Source organism: Promicromonospora sp. NPDC090134 (assembly GCF_044746965.1).
Taxonomy (GTDB): Bacteria; Actinomycetota; Actinomycetes; order Actinomycetales; family Cellulomonadaceae; genus Promicromonospora.
The window spans coordinates 1-21,377 of the sequence record NZ_JBIVCZ010000003.1; the positions used below are offsets into that span (position 1 = coordinate 1).

Annotated in this window: 17 protein-coding genes; 2 read left to right on the forward strand and 15 right to left on the reverse strand. The window is 71.9% G+C overall.

The window, feature by feature from the left end; genetic code table 11:
* Nucleotides 1–91: 91 nt before the first annotated feature.
* From ACIPN7_RS09675 to ACIPN7_RS09720, 10 genes are all read right to left on the reverse strand, one after another.
* Nucleotides 92–730 carry a hypothetical protein gene (locus ACIPN7_RS09675; protein ID WP_400540449.1) on the reverse strand — a complete coding sequence of 213 codons (639 nt, stop codon included), beginning with the start codon at nucleotides 728–730 and terminating at the stop codon, nucleotides 92–94.
* Between the two features lie 26 nt (nucleotides 731–756).
* Nucleotides 757–1,173, reverse strand: a complete 417-nt coding sequence (locus ACIPN7_RS09680; protein ID WP_400540450.1) for a hypothetical protein — start codon at nucleotides 1,171–1,173, stop codon at nucleotides 757–759.
* 12 nt (nucleotides 1,174–1,185) lie between these two features.
* Complete coding sequence (locus ACIPN7_RS09685) at nucleotides 1,186–1,560, reverse strand: SHOCT domain-containing protein (protein ID WP_400540451.1); 375 nt, start codon at nucleotides 1,558–1,560, stop codon at nucleotides 1,186–1,188.
* A 55-nt stretch (nucleotides 1,561–1,615) separates the two neighbouring features.
* On the reverse strand, nucleotides 1,616–2,053 hold the full coding sequence (locus tag ACIPN7_RS09690; protein ID WP_400540452.1) for a DUF6325 family protein: 438 nt from the start codon (nucleotides 2,051–2,053) through the stop codon (nucleotides 1,616–1,618).
* Between the two features lie 64 nt (nucleotides 2,054–2,117).
* Nucleotides 2,118–9,314 (reverse strand): DUF5979 domain-containing protein, encoded by a 7,197-nt coding sequence (locus tag ACIPN7_RS09695; protein WP_400540453.1) that lies wholly within the window; start codon nucleotides 9,312–9,314, stop codon nucleotides 2,118–2,120.
* On the reverse strand, nucleotides 9,311–9,826 hold the full coding sequence (locus tag ACIPN7_RS09700) for a DUF6069 family protein (RefSeq protein WP_400540454.1): 516 nt from the start codon (nucleotides 9,824–9,826) through the stop codon (nucleotides 9,311–9,313). Before ACIPN7_RS09700 ends, ACIPN7_RS09695 begins: the two co-directional genes overlap by 4 nt.
* Before the next feature lie 57 nt (nucleotides 9,827–9,883).
* Nucleotides 9,884–11,965, reverse strand: coding sequence for a SigE family RNA polymerase sigma factor (locus ACIPN7_RS09705; RefSeq protein WP_400540455.1), 2,082 nt, complete (start codon nucleotides 11,963–11,965; stop codon nucleotides 9,884–9,886).
* A gap of 168 nt (nucleotides 11,966–12,133) precedes the next feature.
* Nucleotides 12,134–12,505 (reverse strand): winged helix-turn-helix transcriptional regulator, encoded by a 372-nt coding sequence (locus ACIPN7_RS09710; RefSeq protein ID WP_400540457.1) that lies wholly within the window; start codon nucleotides 12,503–12,505, stop codon nucleotides 12,134–12,136.
* Nucleotides 12,506–12,518: 13 nt separating this feature from the next.
* Nucleotides 12,519–13,274, reverse strand: coding sequence for an alpha/beta fold hydrolase (locus ACIPN7_RS09715; RefSeq protein WP_400540459.1), 756 nt, complete (start codon nucleotides 13,272–13,274; stop codon nucleotides 12,519–12,521).
* A 58-nt stretch (nucleotides 13,275–13,332) separates the two neighbouring features.
* Complete coding sequence (locus ACIPN7_RS09720) at nucleotides 13,333–13,884, reverse strand: nuclear transport factor 2 family protein (protein ID WP_400540461.1); 552 nt, start codon at nucleotides 13,882–13,884, stop codon at nucleotides 13,333–13,335.
* Nucleotides 13,885–14,044: 160 nt separating this feature from the next.
* On the opposite strand from ACIPN7_RS09720, the gene ACIPN7_RS09725 reads away from it, so the two are divergent.
* A complete protein-coding gene (locus ACIPN7_RS09725; protein ID WP_400540463.1) occupies nucleotides 14,045–14,875 on the forward strand; it encodes a helix-turn-helix transcriptional regulator in 831 nt (276 codons plus the stop codon).
* A gap of 60 nt (nucleotides 14,876–14,935) precedes the next feature.
* Here the strand turns inward: ACIPN7_RS09725 and ACIPN7_RS09730 are convergent, their stop codons facing one another.
* The 4 genes from ACIPN7_RS09730 to ACIPN7_RS09745 all read right to left on the reverse strand — a co-directional run bounded on the left by ACIPN7_RS09730 (nucleotide 14,936) and on the right by ACIPN7_RS09745 (nucleotide 17,534).
* Nucleotides 14,936–15,172 carry an SDR family oxidoreductase gene (locus tag ACIPN7_RS09730; protein WP_400541961.1) on the reverse strand — a complete coding sequence of 79 codons (237 nt, stop codon included), beginning with the start codon at nucleotides 15,170–15,172 and terminating at the stop codon, nucleotides 14,936–14,938.
* Nucleotides 15,100–15,471 (reverse strand): SDR family NAD(P)-dependent oxidoreductase, encoded by a 372-nt coding sequence (locus tag ACIPN7_RS09735; protein ID WP_400541964.1) that lies wholly within the window; start codon nucleotides 15,469–15,471, stop codon nucleotides 15,100–15,102. Before ACIPN7_RS09735 ends, ACIPN7_RS09730 begins: the two co-directional genes overlap by 73 nt.
* Nucleotides 15,396–16,487, reverse strand: a complete 1,092-nt coding sequence (locus tag ACIPN7_RS09740) for a Gfo/Idh/MocA family protein (RefSeq protein ID WP_400540465.1) — start codon at nucleotides 16,485–16,487, stop codon at nucleotides 15,396–15,398. The genes ACIPN7_RS09735 and ACIPN7_RS09740 overlap by 76 nt, the downstream gene beginning before the upstream one ends.
* 75 nt (nucleotides 16,488–16,562) lie before the next feature.
* Nucleotides 16,563–17,534: an aldo/keto reductase gene (locus ACIPN7_RS09745; RefSeq protein WP_400540468.1), complete on the reverse strand. Its 972-nt coding sequence runs from the start codon at nucleotides 17,532–17,534 to the stop codon at nucleotides 16,563–16,565.
* Nucleotides 17,535–17,681: 147 nt separating this feature from the next.
* Here ACIPN7_RS09745 and ACIPN7_RS09750 point away from each other — a divergent pair, with 147 nt between their 5' ends.
* The gene (locus ACIPN7_RS09750; protein ID WP_400540471.1) at nucleotides 17,682–18,326 is read left to right on the forward strand and encodes a MarR family winged helix-turn-helix transcriptional regulator; all 645 of its coding nucleotides are present in this window, start codon (nucleotides 17,682–17,684) and stop codon (nucleotides 18,324–18,326) included.
* 136 nt (nucleotides 18,327–18,462) lie between these two features.
* Here ACIPN7_RS09750 and ACIPN7_RS09755 read toward each other — a convergent pair whose 3' ends face one another.
* A complete protein-coding gene (locus tag ACIPN7_RS09755) occupies nucleotides 18,463–21,345 on the reverse strand; it encodes a glycoside hydrolase family 2 TIM barrel-domain containing protein (RefSeq protein ID WP_400540474.1) in 2,883 nt (960 codons plus the stop codon).
* Nucleotides 21,346–21,377: the final 32 nt, after the last annotated feature.

The window sequence follows — 21,377 nt, forward strand, 5'->3', positions numbered from 1 at the left end:
CTCATCCGTCAGATCATGCCGACCAACGACCCCGCTCACGACCCCGCATCATGCCGAACCCGCAGGTCAGAACCACAATCCAAAACACGCCCTAGACGATCTTCGGGAAGGCCGCGAGGAGACCCACGCCGAGCAGCAGGAAGACGCCCGCGCCCGCCAGCACGGTCCAGGACCTGCGTGGTGAGTCGAACCGGTTGGCGAGCGCCCCGAGGAACAGGACGAGTGCGAACAGCACGGTGAGCAGCGTGTAGTTGTCACCGCGGCGGTTGTCGGTGAGCGCGTCCGCGAAGTACTCGTCGGCGCGGGTGTCGGCCTCCTGCGCCTCCACCCGACCGGGCGGCACGTACGTGTCCAGCGCGAAGGGGCTCGCCGGCGCGTCCGGGTTCTTCAGCGGACGCGCCGCGAGCCACTCGTCGAAGGCGGGCGTGAAGTGCTCCGTGAACCGCTCCCGCGTGAACTCGGCCAGCGCCTCGTCGTCCTCGGCGGTCGCCTGCAGCCAGATGCCGAACACCTGCAGGTCGACCGCCCGCGCTGCCTCCGCGATCGTCGCCTGGCGGGTGGCCTCGATGCGCTGGGTGGACGCCCGGGAGAACGCGATGGACATCTCCCCGCCCCACTTGCTCGCCTCGAAACCGCTCCACGCGGTGAGCACCGCGGTGATCGCGAGGAGCGCCACGGCCACGTTCTCGACGGACCAGCGGGACACTGTCCGCCGCTGCTTCTCGCTCATGGCGCCCCCCTCCTTCGCGACCTACGTCAGCAGCCGAGCTCGTCCGCCATGGCCTGGCGTGCGTCCTGGACGTTCGCGGCCTCGTCCTTCAGCGACTCGGCGGCGTCGGACACCGTCTCGTCCCCCTGGACGTCGTCGACGGCCTGCTGCAGGCCGTCCCACGCGTCGTCGAGCTCCTGGCCCCGGTCCTCGGCCACGTCGGCGGTGGCGTCGCCCAGCTCCTGCCACGCCTGGCGCACCTCGTCCCGGGCCGCGCTGACCTCGTCCACGGTGGCCTCCGGGGTCACCGTGGTGTCGAAGTCGTCCAGCGCGACGTTCAGCTGCTCCGCCGCGGCACAGGCCTGCTCGGTGTTCTCCTCGGGCGTGTCGCTGGAGCATGCCGCCGTGCCCAGGAGCATCAGGCTCATCGTGACCGCTGTCGTGACCGCTGTCGTTCGTCTCATGTCGATCCTCTCTCAGCTCAGGAGCTTTGCTTTGGCGTCCGCGAACTCTTCGTCGGTGAGCACGCCCTTGCCGTGCAGCTCGCCGAGCTGCGCGAGCTGGGTCAGGAGCGCGTCGTTCGCCCCGTCCGACGGCGGCGCGGCGGGTGCTTGCTGCGCGGGTGCGTACTGCGGTGGCGCGGCCTGCTGGGGCGCGGGCTGCTGGGCCTGGTACTGCTGGTTCTCGTACTGCTGGTTCTCGTACTGCTGGGCCTCGTACTGCTGCTGAGCGCGGCCCGCCTGCCGCCGGCTGATCGCGCCGGCGGTGGCCTGGGCGGTGCCGGCGATGACCGCCGTGCGGGCTGCCGTGCCGATGAGGCCCGGCCGGCCGAAGCGTCGTAAGGGTGCCATGTCGCTGCTCCGTTCGGTGGTGGTGCTGCTCGGTGATGGTGCTGCTCGGTGCTGCTCAGAGCGGGGATGCGGCGGTGTCCGCCAGGGTGGCGATCTCGTTGACCGTCACGGCGGGCACCCGTTCGTGCAGGATCACGTCGGCCTCCGCGGCGACCGCCGCGGTCACCAGGTCGCGCGACCATGTGTGCTCGATCGCGAGGACGAGCACGGAGGTGCCCGGTTCGACCGCCGCGGCGATCTCCCGCAGGTCCTCGTCGCCGGTGAGTCCGGACGCGGGCAGCTCCACCGCGACGAGGTCGATCTCGTCGCCGAGGTCCTGCGCCTCCAGGATCTCGACGTCGCCGCCCTGGTCGCGGCGTACGACGGCGAGGTCGAGCAGCGTGACGGCGCCGGTCGCGCCGACGTCGAGCACGGCCTGGGCGACCGAGGGCGGGACGCGCGGGGTGTCGAAGGCGAGCGCGACGAGCTCTACGGGTCCGAACGAGGGTTCCATGACTACCTCCAGGGCGAGAAGACAGGTAGGACAACAGGTGCGGTCCGGCGGGTGCCGGCCGGGTTCAGTGGTTTCCGGGGCGACCTCGCATCCGGCGGCTGATCGTGAGGACCACGCCGCCGCCCACCAGGAACAGGAGGGCGAGCAGGGCCGTCGGGAACGGGTTCACGCCCGTCCAGGGCAGGCTGCCCGGCGGGACCCCCGGGTCGGCCGGCCCGACGCCGTCACCGCCCCCGGGGCCGCCGTCCGTGCCGCCGCCGGCGTCCCCGCACGCCTCGGGCAGCGTGCCGCCGTCCGACGCGAGGGCCGCGGTCAGGGCCGTGAGGGTGGGCGCCGCCGCGAGGCCGCCGGTCGACGCACCCCACGTGTTGGTCACCTCGACCGGCAGGCAGACGTCGTCGCCGGGCGGCAGGTCGAACGTCGCCGACCGCAGGTCCCCCTCCGCGGGGTCGGCCTGCGTGGTGGTCCCGTCGACAAGGATCGTGACGCTGTCGGCGCTGCCGGCGTCCGTCTCGGTGACCTGGCACGTCGCCCCCTGCGGCAGGTCCTCGTACACCGCCGTCCAGTCGTCGGCGGCGGACAGCGTGCGAGCCGGACCGCCCGGGATCTCGACGTCCACGACCACGCCGTCGACGTCCCGGGTGCAGGCCAGCTCGACGGTGAAGACGTCGTCCTCGTGCGCGGCGGCGTCCGGCCCGGACAGGGTCTTGACCACCTCCACCCGCCCCACGTCGAACGTGTTCGTCACCGCGAGCGCCGCAGGGTCACCGGCCGGCACGACGGCCGTACCGGCGGCGCCGTCGCCGACGGTGGAGACGGTCGTCGAGGTGGCGCCGCCCGTCGCGGTCTCGGTGACGGCGCACTCCGCGCCGACCGGTAGACCGTCGTAGACGACCGGGTCACCCGGCACCAGCTCGCGGACCGCCCCGCCGGGGATCCCGATCGGGGCGCCGTCGAAGGTGCAGGAGAGCGACACCTCGAACGGGCCGGTGCCGTACAGCTCGGCGCCGTCGCCGTCCACCGCCTTGTCGACCGTGATCGTGCCGAGGTCGAACGTGTTGGTGGCGGTCACCTCGGCGGTGTCGCCCGAGCCGACGGTGACGCGGCGCGGCGAGACGCTCGTGGACGTCGCCCCGCCGTCGCCGGGTTCGGTGACCCGGCAGACGGCGCCCGTCGGCAGGTCCGGGACCTGTGCCGTGAGCGGGCCGGCGCCGCCGAGCGTGACGGTGCCGTCGTAGACGACGCGGCGCCCGTCGTCCGTGTCGTCGAGGGTGCACCGCACCGCGAGCGTGAAGGGTCCCGCGCCGTAGGCCTCGGCGCCCTCCCCGTCCACGACCTTGACCAGGTCGAGCGCGCCCACGTCGAACTCGTTGGTGAAGGCGACCTCCGTCGTGCTCCCGTCGGCCCCGTCCGGCGTGACGGTGGTCGTGGCCTCGTCGCCCTCCGTGACCACGGGTTCCTGGCCCTCGTGCGTCACCGTGACGTCGACCGAGGCCGCGCCGCCCGTGCCGGTCTCCGTGGCGGTGCACTCGGCGCCGACCGGCAGGCCGTCGAGCACCACCTCTTCGCCGTCCTCGATGGTCACCACCATCGGGCGCAGCGGCCCGTAGCCGTCCGCGTAGACCGGCTCGCCGAGGAACGTGCAGTCGACCGTGACCTCGAACGGCCCGTAACCGACCGGCTCGCCGTCCTGGTCCACGGCGTCGGTCACGACGTCCTTCGACAGGACCAGGCTCGCCAGGTCGTAGCGGTTCACCGCGGTGAGCGTGACGACCTCGGGTTCGCGGCCGATCGTCACCGACCCGACCACGAGCGCCGTCTGGCCGCCCGCGGGGTCCTCGGTGACCGTGCACTCGGCGCCGTAGGGCAGGTTCGGCACCGTGACCGGGGTGCCCGGCGACACGGTGACCGGGATCGGGTCGAGCTCCTCCTCGACCCAGGTGCCGACGGCCGAGGTGCACTCCACGTTCAGCTCGAACGAGTCGGGCGCGTACGCGGCGCCCTCCCCGGTGACCCGCTTGACCACCTGGAGCGACCCGCTGGCGGTCGCGACCCCGACCTTGGTGCCCTCGGTGGGCAGCAGGTTCAGGGGGCCCTGGGGGGTCTGCACCGTGCCCGAGACGGCAGCCGAGTTGTACGCGATCGCCCCGTCCCCCGCCTCCGGCGCGACGGGCGGAGTGGTCGTGGTGCCCTGGAAGGCGACGAACTCGCCCGGCTCCAGCGGCTGGTCCTCAGGGAAGGTGACGACGACCTTCAGAGCGGTGATCGTCTCGTAGAGCTCGTCGCTCTCGTTCCCGGTGAGCAGGACCCAGCCCGTCTCCGGGTCGTCGGTCGGGCACACCGGTTCGGCCGTGGGCTGCTCGATGTCGTCCCGGCAGTAGTCGGTCGCCGTCGTGTAGGAGAACGCCGTCTCCGCGCCCTCCGGCGCATTGACGAGCTCCGGCGGCGGGTCGTTCGTCAGGACCGGCTTCCACTGGGAGCCGCGCTCGGACTGCGCGTACGACCCGGTGTCGCCCGGGACGGGCAGCCGGTCATAGGCGACCACCTTGGTGATGGGTAGGTTGCCCACGTTGTCGACGCGCACGCGCCAGGTCTCGTTGTGGCCCGGCGCGACGACGGGTGTGCAGGGGTAGGCGTAGAACCCGGCCGCGTTCGGTTCGCACACGGTGTCCGGGTCGGCCGCGGGGTCGACGATCACGTCGAGCTCGTCGTCGTCCGTCGCCTTGACCAGCTTGGACTGGGCGAGCACGCCGGCGGGGATGGTCGTGACGTCGGCATCGGCCTCGCAGGCGCCGGTCGCCTCGTCGAGCCGCGCGGCGCACTCGTCCCACGGCCGGTCACCGGTGACGCCAACGGTGTTGTCCACCACGGTCTGCGCGGGCAGCCCCACCCGGAACTGCACCTGGACCGTGATCGTGTAGGTCTGCCCGACCTCGAGCACCGATCCCTCCGGGAAGGTGAACTCGAGGTTCACGAGGTCGCCGGTCTGGTCGACAGTCACGTCGGCCGGGTCGGTCGGGAGCGGCGGCCCGTTGTCGGGGTCCGGGGGCTCGCCCGCCAGCGCGTACGAGAACGGCTCGTCGACGTCGGCGAGGCGCAGCTGGGCGCCGCCCTGCCCGACCGGCATCGGGTCGGTGACCGTCAGGTCGTAGACCGGCCGGTTCCCCGTGTTGGTGATCGCGATGTTCATCGGGAAGACGGCGTTCGGTGCCTGGGTACCACCGGTCACGGTGCCGTCGAAGTCCTTGACGATCTCGACGCCGTTGCTCGCGTGGACGTACACGACCTGCGCGGACGCGCTGTCGGCACCGCTCACCGGGACCAGGTCCCCCGTCTCCGGGTCGACCACCAGGTCGGCGCCCGTCACCGTGCCGTCCACCTCGTTGCTCGCGACGCCGGGCGCGGTCTCGCCGGGGGCCGGGGGGTTGGCGGCGAGATCGGGCAGCACGGGCCCGCCGGTGCGCAGCTCGTCGCGCCGCTCGACGCTGATCGGCACCGTCTGGGTCGGGTTCGCCGGGTTCTCCCAGATCGCCCCGTCGGCCCGCGTGAACGTGAACCGCAGGCCCTGCACGTCGGCCGGGCTCACCGACCCGGGCAGGGCGAACGCGTCCGACGGCGAGCCGGTGACCCAGCCCCCTCCGGTCACCTCGACGCCGTCGGGCCCCTCGGTGAACGTGCCGCCGGTGTACGCGTCGACCTGTACCCGGTCGATCGGGGACGTCAGGGTCGCACCGTCGAAGCCCGCGAAGTCGTACTGGTTCCAGAATCGCGGGTCGTCGTCGGTCAGCACCATCTCGACCGCCCGGGACGGGCCCTGAGGCTGCCCCGAGAGCGTCATGGTCACGGGGCCCGTGCCGGGCTCGACCACCTGGTCCGGGTCGAAGGACTTGCCGACGACGAGGCTGATGTCCGCGTCCTGGAGCACCATGTCGGCGTCGTCCCAGGCCAGCGGCGCGTCGTCGGTGGTTCCGCCGGGGTCGGTGACCTGCGCCGCCGCCACGTCGGGCACGGGCGAGTAGCCGGCGACGGTGACCGGATCGCCGGTGTACCGGTCCAGCTCGCGCAGCTGCAGCGTCAGGTCGACGCTCCCGGAGGCCTGGCCCGGGATCCGCCCGTCGAACGCGACCTCCACCCCGGTGACGTCCTGCAGGTCGTCCGCCGTGAGCGCCTCGGCCTCCGCCTCCGTGTACGTGGCCGTCGACGTCGTGGTGCCGTCCCAGCGGGTAAGCGTCACGGTCGTCGACCCGGTGCCGTCGGGCGGCGTGACCACGATCTGCCGGAGCGAGAACGCGTCGAACGGCGACGTCCCGGGGTCGACCTGCACGTCGCCGCTGCCCGTGAGCCCCGGCTCGACGAGCCGGAGCTGGTCCACCCGCGCCAGGGACTCGTTCGTGCCCGTGACCGTGACGGTGGTCGACGGGTAGAACTGCGCCGGGGTGTCCTCCGGCGGCACGGAGATCGGTCCCCCGGTCCAGGTCTTGGTGGCGCCCGCGTTGATCGGCTCGTCGATGATCAGCACGTCCGCGTCGGCGGTGTCGGTGTAGACCTCGCCGCCGAACGTCGCCTCGCCCAGCACCGTGTCGTTCACGAGGCCGGGGTCGGTCGTGTTGTAGATCGTGCCGTTCGTGGAACCGAGCACGGGCTCGCCGGTGCTGCGCCGGTCGTCCCGGACCTGGAACGTGAGCTGCAGGTGGCGCCCGTCGGCCTGCGTCGAGCGCGCCACACCGTCGCCCGGCTGCGGGGTCGTCGGGTCGGTCCCGGTGGTGCGGGACGGCGACTCGACGTAGGTGAGCCGCACCGAGGTCGCCGCGGCCCGTTCCTCGGCGGACGGGGTGTAGCCCGGGAAGGTCCCGTCGCAGGCCTCGGGACAGGGGTCGTCCGCGGCCTCGACCCAGGCGCCGTCGACGAAGAGCTCGACGCTCTCCACCTGGTCGTAGCCGATCAGGGGGTCGACGGCGGGGGTGATCGGCTCGACCTGGACGAGGTCGAAGGCGTCGTAGAACGAGTCGGCGACGTCGGTGCCCGCCGGGTCCGCGATGTCCGAGATCACCATCGGGTCCACGCCGGAGAAGCCGTTCGTCGACCAGGTGATCTGCGCCGTCACCTGGTCCTCGGACCGGGCCAGCACGGAGGGCGGATCGCCGCCGAGGAACGCCTTGTCGACGAAGTCGAGGTCGCCCGACCCGTCCACGGGGAACGGGTCGACCGAAGCGCAGCCCTCGGCGGGCTCCGTGGGTTCCACCGTGCCGGACGAGGCGCTCGACGCCCCGCAGTTGGCGATCGGGTCGTCGCGGTCGGCGGGGCCGTCATACGCGGCGGTGAAGTTGGGCTGGAACGAGGTGCCCGGCGGGAACCCGTCCTCGGAGTCGTAGACGAACTGGACGCCCTCGGCGCCCTCCGGCAGGTCACAGCTCACCGTCTGCGGGCCGGTCCACGGACCGCAGTCCGGTGCGGGCACCCAGTCGCTGCCGTCCCAGTAGTTCACGATGAGCGTCGCCCCGGCCGGCACGTCGGTCGTGCGCACCGAGGTGGCGGTGAAGTTCGCCCAGAACTCCCCGGGGTCCGCCGGGTCGGTGGGGTCCTGGATCACCACCTGGTCCGCCGACGTCGTCGACCCGTCCGGGCCGAACGGCAGGAGCTGCGTCGGGAGCTGGACCACCACGCTCTGACCCGGGATCGCCGGGACGGTCGACGGCGTGATGAGCTTGTCCGTCCGCGTCGCCAGGCGGTCGTCCAGGGTCACGAGGTCGGCCGACGCGGTGTCCTCCGCGTTGGGGATGGTCGCGGTGACCTCGTTCGGGTGCGTGACGTCGTCGACCTCCTGGTCGGGGTCGGTGTCCGCGGTGAACGGGACCGACGCCGCACCGCCGGTGACGATGGCTCCGGTGAACTCCACGGAGAACCCGGTCACCACACAGTCCGCGGGCGGGTTCGGCAGGGTGCCCGCCGTCGTCGTGCTGAGACTGGGCGCGGAGCCGTCCGCGCAGGTGAAGGTGACCGTCGCGGCATCGGCGTCGGCCGGCCACTGGATGCCGGTGCCGTCGCCGGACGGGCCGAACCCGGTGAAGGTGAGCGGGTCGTCGCCCTCGAACGGGCTGGGCGTGCCCGGCGAGGGTTCGGTGATGGTCAGCGAGGTCGTCGGGTCACCCGTGCTCGTCGCGCCGAGCGTCACGGTCGTCGGGGAGCCCGCGCTCACGGTCGCCGGGTCGAACGACTTGCTCGCCGTCACGCTGTTGTCGGGCGGGGTGATGACGTAGGTGTCCTCGTCGGTCACGGGGTCGGACTCGGCGTCGCCGTGCACGACGTACGAGGAGACGTCGTTGGTCACGGTGGTCGCGTCGGTGAGCTCGGTGACGTTCTCGCGCTGCTCCACCTCGACCGGGATCGTGGCCGTGGCCCCCGGCTGGATGTCGCCGCTGAACGTGTAGCGCACTCCCAGCACCGCGGCGGGGTCGACGGAGTCGTCGAGCGGCAGCCACTGGGTGCCGTCCCAGTACTCCTGCGTCACGGTGTCCGCGTTCGGCGGGAGCGTGATGTCGCCCGTCCCGGTGTACCCGAGGTAGGTGAACGGGCTGGGCGAGGCCGTCAGGTCGACGGGATCCTGGACCACCAGCTCGTCCACCGCGTCGTTGGAGGTGTTGGTCGCGGACAGCGTCATCGTGGCTGCGGTGCCCGGTGTCGCTACCGCGCTCGCCGGGTCGATGGACTTCGTCGTCCCGGAGTCCAGCACCAGCGGCACCACCGGCGTCACCGTCGCGTCGGAGGACGCCTGTGTCGCGTTGTCGGCGACCACCGTGGCCGTGTTCGTGATCGGCACGCCGTCCTGGCTGTAGGGCAGGTCCGGGTCGACCTGCGCCGAGACGATGATCTGGCCCTGCCCGCCGTTCGGGACGCTCGGCCAGGTCGCCGTGACCGTGTCCGTCTCCGTGTCGGCGACGATCTGACCGCCGGCCGGGCCGCTCTGGATCGAGGCGCTGACCAGCACCAGACCCTCGGGCAGCTCGTCGGTGACCACGGCGCCGGTGCACGGGTCGGCGTTCGGGTCCGAGCACGAGATCGTGATGACGTACTGGACGGTGTCGCCGGGCTCGTAGGGCCCGGAGCTCACCTCGGTCTTGGCGATGCCCCACTCGGCGGCGGCCGCGGACGGCGCCGTCAGGAGCACGAGCGGCAGCACCATCGCGAGGGCACCGAGGGTGGCGAGCGCTCGCGTGAACCGTCGGCGTGACCCCGGGCCTCGCTCCGACGTCGACGGCGTCATGCGCCCTGCCCCGCCCGCGCGACCGCGGACCGCGCGACCCCGGCGACCAGGCCCAGGATGGCGAACCCGACCACCACGTTGATGAGCGCGCTCGCCAGCTTGCTGTCGAGCGCGGCGTCGGTGGCGAACGGCGCCACGCCCGCGACGACGGTGGCGAGCACGACGATCCAGCTGAAGAACGACAGCGCCCGCGGTGTGCTCAGCAGCAGGAGGTGGACCAGCGCCACGGCGACCAGCGCCGCGACCGCGGCGGCCACCATCAGCCCGATCGTCGACGCGTCACCCCAGACGCCCTCGCCCTCCGGGGCGAGGATCGGGATGCCGAAGACGCCGCGGAAGACGACCACACCGACCAGCGCGATCAGCGCCACGACGAGCGCAGTCGCCACTCCTCCGGACCACAGGACCCGGGCGTCGACCGCCCTCGGTCGCGGAGCCGGATCCTGCGGTTGCTGTCGTTGGTAGGCCATGGATCGTCCTGTTCGCGCGGCTTCGGCTGGCCCCGCGACCATGCGTGGCAGCGCCGGGCGGCGCCCTCACCCGTTGCGGGTGATACCCGCGTGGGCACGTCACCACGACGTCCGCGCGTACACCACCGTCTGGCGCAGCTCGGCGTAGCTCCAGGAGTCCTGGTCCTGGAAGCTCTCCATCTGGGCGCCGTCGTACTCGGTCCAGACGACACGCCTCGCAGCCGCGGCGACGTCCAGCCACGCGGTCCCGTCCTCGTCCGGTCCCGGCCCGAGCGTGGTCAGGGCGGGCACGGCCACCCCGTCCCGTGGTGCCAGCCGCAGGAAGTAGATGTGCTCGCCGTCGGCCCAGAGGACGCCGTCGTCGAATGCGCCGACCGTCCACGCGGAGTCCTCCCGGACGACCGTGGCGTCGCGCGAGCCCGTGTCGAGCGCCACGATCCACTGATCCTGCTCGAACAGCAGCGTGTCTCCGGACAGGTACGCGTAGTGGTTCCACGCCGTGCTCCGGTCGAGCCGCACGAGGTCGCGCAGGCCGGAGCCCGGGGTGAGCAGACCGATCGTGCTGGGCCCGTCGGCGGGATTGCGGGACACGACCACACCGTCCTCACCGTCGGAGATCGCACAGACGTCCGTGGCCACGTCGCGGACGACGCCGGCGTCGGGGGCCCCCAGGTCGACCAGGTCGACGCTTCCTGGACACCGGTCCGGGTCGGCGGGGGCCTCGTTCTCGATGTGCAGGATCGCCAGGGTCTCCCCACCTGCGGCGATCTTCCAGACGTACCGGTCGGGATCTGTCGGGTAGCTCGTGACGGTACTGACCTCCCCGTCCGGCCCCTGCGCCTTGACCACGACCGACCCGTCCTCGCTCTCCTGGGTCCAGGCGACGTGGGTGTCGGTGAGGACCGGGCTGCCGACGCCGGCGTACTCGCGGGGCTCGCGGTCCGAGCCCGGCGAGGCGGCCGTGAGCTGCCAGTGCTCCAGCGCCGACCCGCCGGACGACCGGGTGGCTGCGGGCCGCGCCAGCGCGGTGACCGGCTCGGAGCCGGGTCCGACGTCGGGCCGGTGCAGCGCGGCGACCAGCGTCCCGTCCCGACGGACCGCGAACGGCACGTTGGGGTCCAGCCCGATGCCGGACCCGACCATGACGTCCGGAGGAGTAGCCAGGTCCACGCGGTGGTCGGTGACGTAGTCGACGCACTCGACCGCCCGGCGGGCGTCCTCGGCGTCGAGCGCGTGAACGATCGTGAAGTCCCCGGTCGGGGCGTCCGCGGGGACCGGGATGGTCCTCGTCGCGTCCGGCGCAGGGAGGTCGTGCCCGGCGCATGCGGGGGCGGTGGCCGGCATCTCGGGGATGTCGAGGTCGCCCAGCCCGACGGCGTCGTCCTGCCCGGCCACCGCGTCCTCGTCCCGGACCGGGGCGTCATCACGAGTGGTGTCGATCGCCGGCAGGTGGAACGTCTCCACCAGCCAGCGGTGGGCGGGGCCGGTGACGGCGTCCAGCACCGGCAGACCGACCGGACCGTGCACGACCAGCGCGATGAACGCGCACACCGCGACCCCGGCGACGCCGAGCGCGGCGTCGCGGCGGACCTGACGCGCTGCCGCGGCCTTGCTGCGGGTCAGCGTCTCGCGGCCGTCGAACACCGGCTCGTCCGCGGCCTCCGGAACAGCGGCGGTCAGGAGCGAGCGGAGCCGTTCGAGGCCTCGGGAGCTCGCGGCCTTGACGGTGCCGACCGATCGCCCGATCTCACGGGCGACCTGTGCCTCCGGCAGGTCAAGGACGTGCCGCAGCACCACGACCCGCCGCTGCTGCGGCGAGAGGCTTCCCAGCGCCCGGGCGAGCTCGTCCCGGAGCGCGATCTGTGCGGCGGGGTCGTCCGTGTGCGCGACCGGCAGGTTGTCGTCACCGGGGACGTCGGTCAGCCGCGTCCGACGCCACGCGTCGGTCCGGAGGTTGACCAGCACCTTCCGCGCGTACGCGAGAGGGTTCCCGGCCCGCGCCGTGTCCCAGCGCCGGTAGACCCGCTCGAAGGTGCCCTGGACCAGGTCCTCGGCCAGGGCACGCTCACCGACCAGGAAGTACGCCGTCCGAAACAGGTACGGGCCGTCCTCCTCCACGAACGCGACGAACTCCTCGTCCCGCGACCGGCCGCCCACGCGGACCTCGACCCGTCTTCCCAAGAGTGTCTCCATGCTCCTACCCACGCGCCGGCATCCTCCCAGGTTGAGACCGTATCCGTGCGGCGATCCCGCGGGCGCCCGTGGCAGAGTCCTCCTGTGCCCACGAACGACCTTTCGGCCTGGCTGGCGCGATGGTGCGGAAGTGGTGGTGAAGGCGGGCCCTCCCTCCTAGAGAACGTCCGGGTCGCCGGTGTCCTCGAGCCGTTCGGCGATCGCCGCCCCATGGGCCCGCGCCCAGTCGGTCAGGGCCTCGATGGGGCCGATCAGCGTCCGGCCCAGGTCCGTCAGCGCGTACTTCACTCGCGGGCGCGCCTCACGGTGGGCCTCCCGGTCGACCAGACCGTACCGCTGCAGCCGCCTGAGGGTCTGGGTGAGCACCTTCCGGGAGATACCACCGATCTGCTCGACGAGCTCGCCGTGCCGGTAGGGACGCCGGCTGAGCGCGAAGAGCACGACCACGGACCACTTGTCAGCGATGATCTCGACGGCCAGGCGCGTAGGACAGTCGGCAAGGAAGACATCGGCTACGGGAGCACGCATGGTCGAACGCTACTCAGACCAGCCCGGCAAGAAGGCCGGTGAGCTCGGCCGGAACGGTGACCATGCAGTCGTGCCCGCTACGGACCTCCAGGACCCGCGCCGGGTCACCGTTGGGCTGTACCGCCGGCACCGGACGTCGGACGAGGCCGTCCGGCTCGTACCCGACGCAATGGATGTGCGCACGCGGGATGCGGGCCAGTGCGGGGTTGCTCTGGTCGACACGCTCGACGAAGCAGGAGACCGACTCGTCGCCGAGGGTGCCCCGGAGCCAGGCGACGTCCTGCGGATCGGTCACCCCGAACAGCCCGGCCGGCGCGGGGAGCTCCGGGAGCGGTGGGACACGCCACGGCGAGCTGCTCCCGGCCGCCAGGTCGATCAGGTGCCGGGTGGCGGGCATGACGTCCACCGCGTTCTCGCCGTGCTCAGGAACCATGGCGTCGACGTACACCAGCTGCGCGACATGTTCCGGGATGCGGTGGGCGACCGCCGAGATCACCATGCCCCCGTAGCTGTGGCCGACGAGCACGACCTCTGACACGTCCTTGTCCCGGACGAGGTCCCGGACGAGGTCGACGACGTCGTCCGCGTGCGTGGTGAGGTTCACCTCCGGCCCGAGCCGATCGGCGGTGTCGCCGTGCCCGGTGAGCGTGGGCGCGTGGACGAGGTGTCCACGCGCCTCCAGCAAGGGGACGACACGGTCCCAGCAGGTGCCGTCGTGCCAGGCCCCGTGGACCAGGACAAAGGTGGTCGATGTCGTGATGTCTTCCATGTCCTGGACGCTACGGACCCGAAAGGTACCGGCGGGTACCTGTCGGGAGCACCGTGCGTCACCGACCGGAGCGAGACGACCGCGTCAGGGAGAACATGCGCCCGACAGCCCGGAGAAGGGACCGGAACTCGGCGCGGTTCGGCCGGACACCCAGGCGGGCATACATCATCGCGTTGCCGTACTCGGCCATGCGCACGATCTTGCCGTCGGTGACGTCGAACCGAGTCAGGTAGGTGTTGCGATAGGGGACGCCTGTGCGGGCGACGACCATGTCGCCGGTCCCGAGGAAGAAGACCTCGCGACCGTCAGGGTTGACGGTCCACCGATGGTTGCGCCACACCAGTGGTTCGAACTTGTCGAAGATGCCCCTCGTGTACCCGAGCACCTCTTCCCGGCCGCTCACGTCTGCGACGCAGAAGCCCCGCCGGCGGCCGGCGACGAGCTCCGCGACCCCCTGGTCGCTGATCACGGCGTTCGAGTGCATGAAGAGCTGCTCGACGTCGTCCCTGAGCGTGTCCGCGACGGCCTCGATGTCCTTCGCCTCGACAGCCCGGATGAACTCCCGCGCGGTCTCCAGCGTCGAGCGGGTGGTGGGTCCGGTGCTGGTCATGTTTCCTCCGGTGGCTCTGGTGCAGCGGAATCGTGCACACCATCGAGGATGCGAGCACTCACGACAGCGAGGAAGACCCGACCGAGACTAGTACTGCCGGTGTCACCACACGGCGTCACCGCAGCGGAAGGCAGCACCCCTCCTGAGGAAGAATGGGCCGATGACGAGCACGGACCGGAGCGACCTGGCGCACTACCTGCGGCAGCGCAGGGCGGGGATGACTCCGCCGCTCCTGCCCGGGCAGCCGAGAAGCTCTCGGCGCCGCGTGTCAGGTCTTCGCCGGCAGGAGATTGCAGATCTGACCGGTATCTCCGTGGAGTACTACACCCGCCTGGAACAGGGCCGGGCTCCACGACCGTCGCGAGAGATTCTCGCGGCCCTGGCACAGGGCCTGGCTCTGACCGGGCCGGAGCGCGCCTACCTGTTCCGGTTGGGCGGCGAGTCCCCGCCCGAGCTGCCCAGCCCCGATGGGATCGTCCGCCCAGGGTTGCTGCGGATGCTGCAGGGGCTGGACGACACGATGCCGGTCACCGTGCACGACGGTCGGCTCGACGTCCTGGCCCGGAACAAGCGCGCGGCCGAGCTGCTGCCGCCTCCTGACGAGACCGGACCCTTCGGTCGCAACCTCGCCTACCAGGCTTTCGCGACCACCGCCCTGACTGACCTGCTCGGTGACGGTGCGGAGCAGTTTCTGCGCGTCGCGGCCGCTGAGCTGCGCACGGCACTGAGCCGATATCCCGCGGACGCCTACCTCCGCGACCTGCTCACGGAGCTCACCGCGACCAGCCCGACCTTCCGCAACCACTGGGAGCGCGGCGAGGTCATCACGTGGCGATCGGCGACCAAGCAGCTGCACCACCCCACGTACGGCCGGGTCAGCTTCGACATCGAGCTCCTGCACGACCCGGAGCGAGACCACTGGGTGATGCTCTACACGCCCCGCGACGAGGCGCCGTCGTCGTCGTCGTCCGAGGAGACCGTGCCGACGTGAACTCGGGGTCGGCGTGTGCTCGAGGAAGAGGGGCAGGGGTCGGGCTGCGGGTCCTGCCCGTCAGGCGTTCATCCCGCTGCCGACCGTGACGACCGATCCGGTCATGAACCCCGCTTGCGGGCCCGCCAGGAAGGCGACGACACCCGCGACCTCTTCGGGTGTGCCGTAGCGCGCGAGCGGGACCAGGCTGCGGATGTAGTCGGCGGAATCGCCGTCGGCCGGATTCAGTGCGGAATCGATGGGCCCCGGCTGCACCAGGTTGACGGTGATGTCGGCCGACCCGAGCTCGCGAGCCAGCCCTCGCGGATCGTGCCCGCGTTGTTGACGAGGATGTCGAGACCCCCCAGGCCCTGGGCCACGCGGTGCACGAGCAGTTCGTTTGCCGCCGGATCGGCACCGTTCGCCTGGACGGCGAGACCTCGCCGCCCCATGTTCTCGATCTGACGCACGACCTCCCGCGGCCGGACCTGGTGCCCGCGCGGCCTGCTGCGAGCACCAGGTCCGGTTGGTGCCGGTGTGCCTACTGCCGGATACCGGTTCGCGCGGCCCGCTCGACCCGGGCGACCAGGCGGCTGTTGTGTGCGGCGTGCGCGAATCCCGGGGTGTGGTGGGTGTCTTCGGTGATGTCGCGCGCGAGGCTCGCGTACACCTCGCCCACGTTGATGGAGGCACCGGTCCAGATCTCGGCCGCGGCCGGACCGGTACCCGTGGCGACGGGGCTGTCGGGCGCGTCGAAGTCCACGCTCGAGGTCAATGTGAGGTCGCCGACCTGGACACCGGCGGGGTGGTCGCCGGTCAGCCTGAGCCAGCCGTCGGCGCCGCGCACCTCCAGGCTGAACCGGGCGTCGGGTACGGGCACGCCGGCCAGGACCTGCACCCCCACCGGGGCACCGGACGAGGTCCTGACGATCGCGTCGAGGTGGTCCGGTACCTCACGGGTGGTCGTCGTGCCGGTGTCGACCAGCTTCACCTCGGGCCAGAGCAGCTCCGTGCGCGCATCGATCTCGGTGATCTCACCGAGGACCGTCTCGACCACGTCGAGCACATGGCCCACCGCGATCGTCAGGAAGCCTGCCCCGGCGTCCGCCTTGTCGAAGTACTCGTAGGCGCTCATCGACTCGGGACCGTTTCCGAAGGTCGTCGCGCTGACCCGGGCCGAGAGCAGCCGCCCGAGCCGGCCCTGGGTGATGATCTCGGCGGCCCGGCGCACCGACGGGTTGAGACTGCCCTGCAGCCCGATGGCCGTGTGCAGGGTCCCGGCCGCCGCGGCCATCTCCTCGACCTGCGCGACGCTCGCCCCCAGAGGGGACTCCGAGTACACGGCCTTGCCCGCCGCGAGGGCCGCGAGCACGAGCTCGCGGTGTGCCGGGACCTTGACGGCGACGGTGACGAGGTCGATCGACGGGTCGTTGATCAGCTCGTACGGGTCGGCGTACCAGCGTTCGGCGCCGAACAGCTCGGCGGCCTTCCGCGCGCTCTCCTCACGCCGGGTCGCCACTGCCGCCAGCACGAGCCGCGGCTGGGCGGCCAGCGCGGGGATGTGGGACGCTCCGGCCCAGCTCGCCTTGGTGTCGGCACCGATGATCCCGACGCGGATCACGTTACTTGCCATGGTGTACTGCTCCGTTCGTTCTCGTGGTCCTGGCACGGTCGTCCCGTGCCGCTCGGCTCGCTGCGGAGCCGCTCGTCACCGGTCGATGGCGGCCATGCCGTTGCGGTCATGGCGGTCGCCGGACGCGGGGGCAAGATCGTTCAGCCGGCCGACCTGGTCCGGGCTGAGCCGGATCCCGCCGGCGGCGATGTTCTCCTCGAGGCGTTCGACGCGTCGCGTACCGGGGATGGGGTTGATGTCCTCGCCCTGGGCCAGGAGCCAGGCCAGGGCGACCTGCGCGGGAGCGGCTCCGGCCTCGGTCGCCACCGCCCGGACCTCGTCCACGATGCGCAGGTTGCGCTCCAGGTTGCCGCCGGTGAACCGTGGGTTGGTACGACGCCAGTCGTCGGCGTCGAGGCCGTCCAGAGAACGGATGTTCCCCGTCAGGAAGCCGTGACCCAGCGGGGAGTAAGGCACCAGCGCGATCCCCAGCTCGCGCAGCACGGGCAGCACCGCGTGCTCGGGGTCGCGGGTCCACAGCGAGTACTCGCTCTGGACCGCGGCCAAGGGATGGACGGCATGCGCGCGGCGGATGGTGGCGGGGCCGGCCTCGGACAGGCCGATGTAGCGGACCTTGCCCTGAGTGACCAGGTCTGCCAGGGCGCCGACGGTGTCCTCGATCGGGGTGCCCGGGTCGACACGGTGCTGGTAGTACAGATCGATGTGGTCGGTACCCAGGCGCCGCAGCGACCCCTCCACAGCGAGCCGAATGTTCGCCGGGGTGCTGTCAGCCCCTGGCCGGCCCGTGTGAGACACCAGGCCGAACTTGGTCGCGAGCACCACCTCGTCCCGACGACCTCTGACCGCCCGGCCCAACAGGGCTTCGTTGGCGTAGCCCCCGTACACCTCGGCGGTGTCCAGGTGCGTGACACCGAGGTCAAGGGCGCGCTGGATGGTGCGGACCGAGTCGCCTTCGGACTCGCCCTTGCCCGTGTAGAAGTCAGACATACCCATGACGCCTAGACCGATGCGTGATATTTCGAGCCCGCCCAGTGACGTGGTCTGCATCGAGTGGTCCTCTCCTGGATCGGTACGTCCGTTCCATATCCGGCGGATGGACCGCAATAGAACTTGACGCATCAAGATCAACTTGATGCGTCAAGTTCTACCCTCGCGAACTTGATGTGTCAACAACTGTCGCCGTAGGCTGGCGGCATGGCGAAGACAGCGGATGCACACCGACAAGGCCGGAGGGCTGCGCAAGGGGGCTCGGCATCCCGCGCAGCGACACCTCTGGTCGCGGAAGGGCGTGGCACCGCAGAACCCGGCTCGGACGTGCCCTCTGCGGCGACCACCGAACCGCGATGGCTGACCGACGACGAGCTGGCGGCGTGGCTGGCCAACTCCGCGATCATGATCAGCCTGCCCGCCGCCCTGGACGCCCGGATGCAGCGCGAGTCCCAGCTGACCTTCTTCGAGTACATGGTGCTTTCCGTCCTCTCCGAGGAGTCGGACCGCACCATGCAGATGAGCAGGCTCGCCGAACGCACGTCGGCGTCCCTGTCACGGCTGTCGCACGTCGTCGGACGACTGGAGAACCGCGGGCTCCTTACGAGATCCCGGATCCCCGGGCCTGGACGACGCACCAACACGACGCTGACCGACGCCGGATACGACGTCGTCGTCACGGCGGCACCCGGACATGTCGCAGCGGTCCGCGAGTACCTGATCGACGAGCTCGAGCCCCGCGACCTGAAAGCCTTGCAGCGCATCGGGACGGCAGTCGAGAACGCCATCACCCGTGGAAGGCCTGGGCAGGCCCTTGCGGCGGGGGAATCCCCCGCCGCAACCGCGCCGTAACCTTCCGCCTGCACAGCGCGACGGCGTCGCGGCTCAGGTGTGCCGGACGCCGCGACCTCGCTGGACGCCGCCGCCGAGCTGCGCCGGGGTGTCCACCTACAGGGCCGTCAGGGTCGTTCGATCGTTGCTCACGGCTTCAGCGAGCGCCGGGCCGCAGTGTGCAGCCGTAGTCGATCGGCGCGGCGAGCAGCCGCTGGGCCGGGAGGACCTCCGGACCGCACGACGCCGAGCCCAGGCCGGTCTGGCCGTGGTCCAGGTTCAGCCAGGTGTGCCCGTCCGGGACCAGGTCGTGAGGGTGACGAGCCTGGTCGAGCGCCTCGCTGGTCCACGGCCGCACGGTGAAGTCGAGGGTCGGGTGCGCCTCGATCTCCAGCGTGTGGTCGGGGCCGGACAGGAGCACCCGGGCGGCGTCGATCCGGTTCCCGTTCTCCTGCGGGTACGCGTACGGCGTCTGCATGTCCTGCACGCTCGACCGCCACCGTCCCAGGCGCACCCCGGAGCGGCTGTCGCTGTAGGCCTCGCCGGGTCCGAACCCGTCCCACTCGACCTGGTCGAGGTCGCCGGGCAGCGCGAGCCGGAGCCCGAACCGGGGCAGCTCGGTGGTCCAGCTTCCCTTGGGCCGCGCCTGGACCCGGACGCTGAGCGCGTCGTCGTCCGCCGTCCACCGCAGGGTGACGGTGAGGCCGAGGTCGCTGCCGGGGAAGCCGAGCAGGCCGCGCGTGGTCAGGGCGTCCGGTCCGACGTCGACGGCGTCGACCCGGAACATCGCGTGGTCGAGCCCGATCTGCCGCCACTCCAGCTCCTTCGGCGCCCAGGAGAACGGGCGGTCGTTGTCGATCGGGGCGCGCCAGACGTCGAGGCCGAACGCGTGCACGGGCAGCGACCCGACGGACAGGAGCGCGCCCGTGCGCGGGTCGAACCGGCCGGGACCGAGCACCAGGGCGGGCTCGTCCGACCGGGGCACCGCGCCGTTCGTGGCGGCGACGACATGCCGCGGTACAGCGCGCTGGACCCAGCCGATCTCGTGCCCCGCCTTGGCCCAGGCCGAGTTGCCGTCGAGCTGGGCGGACACGGTGACGACCGCACCCGCCGGAAGCTTGAGGGGTGGCAGCTCGACCACGGCGCTGCGCCGTGCGGGGACCGCGGGCACCGCGAGCTTCTCGTCCACCAGGGTGCGGCCGTCGAGCTGCGCCGTGCGGACGAACCGCAGGTGCTCGGTGTCGGTGTGGTCGTACCGGTTCTCGACCGTCAGCCGGTCGCCGTCGAGCGCCAGCCGGACCGGGGCGTAGACGGCCTTGAGCTGGACGAGCCCGGGTCCGGGCGTGCCGTCGGAGAACGCGAGCCCGTCGGCCACGAAGTTCCCGTCGTGCACCACCTCGCCGAAGTCGCCGCCGTACCCGTAGAACTCGACGCCGTCCGGCGTGGTGGTGCGCAGACCGTGGTCGAACAGCTCCCAGACGAACCCGCCGGCGAGCCGGGGGTGGCGCTCGAAGATCTCCTGGTACTCGGCCAGCCCACCCGGCCCGTTGCCCATGGCGTGCGCGTACTCGCACAGCACGAAGGGCATGTCCCGGCGTCGGGCGTCCAGCTCGGGCTCCGGCCAGGGCTCCTCCTGGCCGAGGCCGATCTGCTCGAGCTGGGCCGGGGTGGTGTACATCCGGCTGTAGACGTCCACGTGCTCGGCCGACCAGTCGCGCTCGTAGTGCAGCGGGCGGGAGGGGTCGCGGTCGCGCGCCCACCGGGCCATCGCGCCGAGGTTCTGCCCGCGACCGCACTCGTTGCCGAGCGACCACATGATCACGCTCGGGCGGTTCTTGTCCCGCTCGACGAGGCTCCGCATCCGGTCGACGAACGCCTCCTCCCAGCGGGCGTCGGACACGGGGTGCCCGTCCAGCTCGTGGAACCAGTCGACGGGGAAGAAGCCGTGGGTCTCCAGGTCAGCCTCGTCGATCACCCACAGGCCGAGCTCGTCGCACAGCTCGAGGAACCGGGCCTGGGGCGGGTAGTGGCTGGTCCGCACGGCGTTGATGTTGTGCCGTTTCATCAGCAGGATGTCGGCCCGCATCCGCTCCTCGCTGACGGCGCGGCCGGTGTCGGGGTCGATGTCGTGCCGGTTCACGCCGCGCATGAGGATCGGCCGGCCGTTGACGAGGAACCGGGGCCCGTCGATCTCGACGCGGCGGAACCCGATGCGCAGCCGGACGCGCTCCCCCGCGCTCACGAGCTCGCCGTCGTACAGCCGGGGTACCTCGGCGGACCAGGGTGCGACGCCGTCGACCACGACGTCCTCCCCCGCGGCGGCGTCGATGCCGAGCTCCGGGACGACGACGCGCGCCGGCACGTCGGCGTCGACCCGCAGCGTGCCGCGGCCGGTCGCGTGGTCGTAGTCGGCGTGGACCGCATGGTCGTCGACGGCGCCCGCCGGGCGGCCGAGGAGCGTCACGTCCCGGAAGATCCCCGACAGCCACCACATGTCCTGGTCCTCGAGGTACGTCGCGGAGGACCACTGGTGCACGCGGACGGCGAGCACGTTCTCTGCGCCGCGCAGCACGTGCTGCGTGACGTCGAACTCCGCGACGAGCCGGCTGCCGGACGTGACACCGAGCTCGACGCCGTTGAGCCACACGCGCCCGACCGAGTCGATGCCCTCGAACCGCAGGAGGATCCGCTCGACGTCCCAGCCGGCCGGCACCCGGAAGCGCCGCCGGTAGTCGCCGGTCGGGTTCTCGTTCGGCACGTGCGGCGGGTCCACGGGGAACGGGAACTTCCGGTTGGTGTACGCCGGGGCGCCGAACCCGTTCAGCTGCCAGTGCCCGGGAACGGGGATCGTCGCCCACGCGCTGTCGTCGAGCGCGAGGTCGCCGAGGTCCGCCGGGCCGTCCGCCGTCGGGCAGAGCCGGAAGGCCCAGGTGCCCCCGAGGGACAGCTCGGGCGCGTCGGAGCGGGCCCAGGCCCGCGCGGGCAGGGTGCCCCGGCGCGGGAGGAAGGCCTCGAGGTAGGACGGTGAGGTGGTGGTCACGTGCTCGCTCTCAGGATGGGCCGATTCGAGGC